The following is a 4,361-nucleotide window of genomic DNA, read 5'->3' on the forward strand; positions in this document are numbered from 1 at the left end:
GCGATCTATCTCAACTTCTTCACCGATCATTACGGGCTCGATCTCAGGCTCGTGCTGTTCGGCTGGGCCGCGCTGCTGTTCCTGCCTGCCACCGTTCACTTCAAGGTCTGGCGCGTGCACCGGTCGATGCCGCTGCTGCTCGGGCTGGTCCTGGTGTCGCTGTTCATCTGGCTGTCGGAGAACATCGGTACCTTGTCGCGCACCTGGATCTACCCGGCGCAGGCCCACGGCTGGGCGATGGTGTCGCCCGCCAAGCTCGGCTCGTGGTTTCTGCTCTTGATCATCAGCTACACGCTGGTCAGCCTGATCAACCGGTCGCGGGGAATGGAGGCGGGTAGGGCGGCCGCGCTGCCTAGTGCCGGACCGGATCGCGAGGCGGCGTGATCGCCAGTTGTCGGTGGAGGTTTCTCCACGCCGTCATGCCCGGGCTTGTCCCGGGCATCCACGTCGTTCCAAGTCCCAAGACGTGGATGGCCGGGACAAGCCCGGCCATGACGAGTAACCCAATTGAGAACCCGCTTCGCGGCAGGCACTGGATGGCTGGCACGCCCACCCTACGGCAGCGTGGCTTTGCTACTTCTTCTTCGCGCCGACGCGCTCGAGCGACTTGATCGCCAGCGGCGGGCGGCCGGATTTCTCGGCGATGTCGCGGTCCTGCTCCATGATGAAGCCGCGCGCGGGTTCGTCGCCGTCGAGGCCGCCGAGCAGTTCGGCCGGGACGCGGCGGTTGGAGCGCTGCGAGCCGTCCTCATAGGTCACGTTGAAGAAGGCGAATTCGCCTTTGGGATTGGAGCCGGGTTTTTTCGCCATGGAGGCGCTTTACGGCCGCGGGGCCGGTCGGGTCAATCCAAGAAAATGCTTATCCGCTGCCCGATTTTGCCTTTCCCGTCATATGGTTTTCACGGATTCGGGAGCGCGGTAGCCCGGCTGCATCAGGAGGCGGCCATGGCCGGCGTTTCCGAAACTCCTCGATTTTGCCGGATGAAAGTGCGTTCATCGCGAGGCCTCAAACGTCGCGATGAATGACCCTGATCATGTCGATGCCGCAACTCACCATCTGGTACAACACGCGCTGTCCGGTCTGCGACGCCGGCATCGACTGGCAGCGCAACAAGCTCCTGGCGCTGGTCAAATCGGGCCGCGTCGCCTTCAAGGACATCAACGAAGAGCCGGAGGCGCTCAGCGCCTACGGCGCCGGCGTCGACGATGTCCGCCGCCGCCTGCACGCGACCGACGAGGAGGGGCAGCTGATCACCGGCGCCGACGTGGCGCTGCTGCTGTGGAAGCTGACACCGGGCGAGGGTTGGATTGCCACGCTGCTCGGCAATCGCCTGGTTCGGCCGCTGACGCGGTTTGGCTACGACCGCTTCGCGGACGTGCTGTTCGCCTGGAACAAGCGCAAGGGGCATTGGTGAGGCGACTGCGCGCGTGAGCCTTCACTCGTGCCGCAAGACCGGTGCGCCCCCCTCCCCGCAAGGGGGAGGGGGGCGCACTGCCGTCGCGGCGAGAACTCGCGCCTATCGTCCCCGCACCTTCACCCGCGCGTGCACCCTGGTGCCGCCGCGCGGACCATCCTCGTCATCGCTGCGGCCGAGCGCCATGATGGCGGTGCCCATGGCGGTCGAGCCGAAGGTGACGAAGAACGAGCCGAGCAGGAGGCCGATGGCGACGCCCGGCGAATGGTCGGCGAAGATCAGGTGGCGCAGGCCCCAGGGATCGAGCAGCAACAGGCCGCCGACCAGCACCACGGCCATGCCGAGACCGAGCGCGAGATTGATCGCGAGCAGGCGGAACAGGGGAACCTGAAGCAGTCGGCGCGGGCGGGGCGGCATCGGCGATCTCCATTTAAGATCGTGAACGACCGCGGAATCGTAGCACCGATCACGCCCCGCTCAAGGCCGGAGCCGCCCGGGAGAGGCATGGCTGAGCCGACCTGACCGTGGCTCGTTTTGGGACAGCGCGATGAGCCGAAGGCAAGGAGCGCAGGCCCAATCGCCGACCTTGGCGACCAGCACGTGGGACCGAGCACCGTCCGCTCCCCAAGCGTCATTCCCCCACGGGGCATTGCCCCACCACGTCATTCCGGGGCGCTCGCGTGAGCGAGCGAACCCGGAATCCCGAGCTTGGTTTGCTGGTCGTCCCTCCGCTCCAGATTCCGGGTTCGCCCGCTCGCGGGCGCCCCGGAATGACGGGTGAGGGGACAGCCGCAGGCCGTCAATCATGACGGACGCCGGCGGACGACTGAGACCGATGGCCGCCTCGGTCAGGCGCGATGTCAGGCCTCCGCCCTCACGCCGCCTCGCCCTCGGCGACGCCGTGCTGCTTGGCGATCACGCTCTGCCACACGCTGGCAATGGCGCGCTGTGTCTCCGGCGCGATCAGGCAATGGCCCTCATGATCGAAGCCGCAGAATCGCGCGGACGGATCATGCCTCGCCTCGATCAGCGCCTTGTTGATCAGCTCCAGCGACGCCATCACCTGGCCGACATTCTGCAGCCGGGTGTGATGCAGGATGTCGATCAGGCGGAACATGATCACCGGCGGCTGACCGAGCGCGATCCCCGGACGGCTGAACTCGAAAAACACGTTCATCGCCGGCAGCACGCCCTGGATCTGCGCCAGGATCTTGGCGGCATCGTCATTGGTGCAGGCGACGAGATGCGCGCCGGGCACAGGCAGCGCGGCCGGTGTGGGCGGCGCCTCCGGGCCGAGCCCGAGTCCCGCCAGCACCTGATGCTCGATCCAGCGCCGCACCTCCGGTGGCGCCGAGCGGATCTGGTCGGCAGTCAGCGTAATCCCGATCATGGCGTCGTCTCCTTTTGCGCGGGAGATTAGGAAGGCAGCATGGCGCGGTATTGACGAGGATCAAGGACAATATGAGGGCGAAGCGCCCCCGTCTCACCGACATCGCTGCCAGATACAGCGCCCTCGCCCCTTGCGGGAGAGGGCATGAGCGGCCTATCCAACCCCGTTTGCTGCTCTGTCCTACATGCCCTCTCCCGCAAGGGGCAAGGGCGCATTAACGGCCAGCTCGCCCGCGGCGCGACTGGTCGAGCAATTCTCCGCGTGACGAGTGTGATCAAGCATCTTGGCCCATTTCTGCAAATGCGCTTGACCACCTCGTCCTCTGCCGCAATTTTGACGCCGCGCTTTCCGCCATGGCATGATCGTCCTTCATTGGATGAATCACCAGGGATCCCCGCATGCTGCTGCGTCGTCTTGCCGTGCTGTTCGCGGCCTCGCTCTCCGCTTGTGTCGCGGCCAGCTCCGCGCAAGCCGCGCGCTGCGGCGGCGACTTCAACACGTTCATCACCAGCTTCTCGGCAGAAGCGCAGAGCGCCGGCGTGTCAGCCGGCACGATCAGCCAGGCGCTGTCCGGCGTCACGCTCGATCCGGCCGTGCTCGCCTTCGACCGTCGCCAGCGCTACACCTTCAACAAGAGCTTCGAGCAGTACGTCTCGACCCGCGTCGGCGCCGGCCGCATCAATGGCGGTCGCGCGATGCTGCAGCGGCATGCGGCGCTGCTGTCGAAGATCGAGCAGCAATACGGCGTGCCGCGCCAGATCCTGGTCGCGATCTGGGGGCTGGAGACCGATTTCGGCAAGGGCGACATGGGCAAGCTGCCGGTGATCCGCACGCTGGCCACGCTCGCGCATGATTGCCGCCGCACCGAGCTGTTCCAGACCGAGCTGCTGGCCGCGCTGAAGATCGTCCAGCGTGGCGATCTCACCTTGCGCGACCTCATCGGCGCCTTCGCCGGCGAGATCGGCCAGACCCAGTTCCTGCCGTCGTCCTACATCAAATACGGCGTCGACTTCGACGGCGACGGCCGCGTCGACCTGCGCCACTCCACCGCCGACGTGCTCGCCTCGACCGCCAACCTGCTGCACAGCAACGGCTTCAAGATGGGCCAGCCCTACGACGAGGGCTCGGCGAATTTCGACGCGATGCGCGAGTGGAACAGGGCGGTGATCTACCGCAAGACCATCGGCTACTACGCGGATCAGCTGATGGGGCGGTAGGGGCGCTCTCACATTCCTACCCTGTCAGGCCCCGTAGATGCGGAGCTACCTATCCAAATGAACATGGCTAGTGCTACGAACGATCGTATCAATCAGTTGCTCCGTCATGCCCGGGCTTGACCCGGGCATCCACGTGCGTCCTAGCGTGCCGAACGACGTGGATGGCCGGGACAAGCCCGGCCATGACGACGTGGGAGCAGGCGAGTGCAAATCTGATCGCTGATGACGCTGCGAGAGATCTCGGCACATACAAGCCATGCGCCAATTGCCCGTCGTGTTAGTTTGCCGCACGTTTCGCCCTTGCGCCGTCGGGCAAATCACCCGCACATTTCCCCTCGT

6 protein-coding genes are annotated in these 4,361 nt (G+C 65.8%); 3 read left to right on the forward strand and 3 right to left on the reverse strand.

What is annotated here, in order from left to right:
* Positions 1-384, forward strand: a 384-nt coding sequence (locus tag BRAO375_RS11215) for a DUF817 family protein (RefSeq protein WP_035639970.1), incomplete at its 5' end; no start/stop codon positions are given.
* Positions 385-573: 189 nt separating this feature from the next.
* Here BRAO375_RS11215 and BRAO375_RS11220 read toward each other — a convergent pair.
* On the reverse strand, positions 574-810 hold the full coding sequence (locus BRAO375_RS11220) for a hypothetical protein (RefSeq protein WP_006613601.1): 237 nt from the start codon (positions 808-810) through the stop codon (positions 574-576).
* 230 nt (positions 811-1,040) lie between these two features.
* On the opposite strand from BRAO375_RS11220, the gene BRAO375_RS11225 reads away from it, so the two are divergent.
* Positions 1,041-1,415 (forward strand): thiol-disulfide oxidoreductase DCC family protein, encoded by a 375-nt coding sequence (locus BRAO375_RS11225; protein WP_009027591.1) that lies wholly within the window; start codon positions 1,041-1,043, stop codon positions 1,413-1,415.
* A gap of 102 nt (positions 1,416-1,517) precedes the next feature.
* On the opposite strand, the gene BRAO375_RS11230 is transcribed toward BRAO375_RS11225, so the two are convergent.
* Positions 1,518-1,832 (reverse strand): hypothetical protein, encoded by a 315-nt coding sequence (locus BRAO375_RS11230; protein WP_009027592.1) that lies wholly within the window; start codon positions 1,830-1,832, stop codon positions 1,518-1,520.
* A gap of 457 nt (positions 1,833-2,289) precedes the next feature.
* Positions 2,290-2,805 carry a hypothetical protein gene (locus tag BRAO375_RS11235; RefSeq protein ID WP_009027593.1) on the reverse strand — a complete coding sequence of 172 codons (516 nt, stop codon included), beginning with the start codon at positions 2,803-2,805 and terminating at the stop codon, positions 2,290-2,292.
* A 398-nt stretch (positions 2,806-3,203) separates the two neighbouring features.
* Here BRAO375_RS11235 and BRAO375_RS11240 point away from each other — a divergent pair, with 398 nt between their 5' ends.
* Positions 3,204-4,022 carry a lytic murein transglycosylase gene (locus BRAO375_RS11240; protein ID WP_009027594.1) on the forward strand — a complete coding sequence of 273 codons (819 nt, stop codon included), beginning with the start codon at positions 3,204-3,206 and terminating at the stop codon, positions 4,020-4,022.
* Positions 4,023-4,361 lie beyond the last annotated feature (339 nt).

The sequence above is a fragment of the Bradyrhizobium sp. ORS 375 genome (assembly GCF_000239775.1).
Classification (GTDB): domain Bacteria; phylum Pseudomonadota; class Alphaproteobacteria; order Rhizobiales; family Xanthobacteraceae; genus Bradyrhizobium.

Excerpts from the sequence above, each read along its gene's own strand:
- BRAO375_RS11220 (WP_006613601.1), bottom strand. The coding sequence starts at position 810 with ATGGCGAAAAAACCCGGCTCCAATCCCAAAGGCGAATTCGCCTTCTTC.
- BRAO375_RS11225 (WP_009027591.1), top strand. The coding sequence starts at position 1,041 with ATGCCGCAACTCACCATCTGGTACAACACGCGCTGTCCGGTCTGCGAC.
- BRAO375_RS11230 (WP_009027592.1), bottom strand. The coding sequence starts at position 1,832 with ATGCCGCCCCGCCCGCGCCGACTGCTTCAGGTTCCCCTGTTCCGCCTG.
- BRAO375_RS11235 (WP_009027593.1), bottom strand. The coding sequence starts at position 2,805 with ATGATCGGGATTACGCTGACTGCCGACCAGATCCGCTCGGCGCCACCG.
- BRAO375_RS11240 (WP_009027594.1), top strand. The coding sequence starts at position 3,204 with ATGCTGCTGCGTCGTCTTGCCGTGCTGTTCGCGGCCTCGCTCTCCGCT.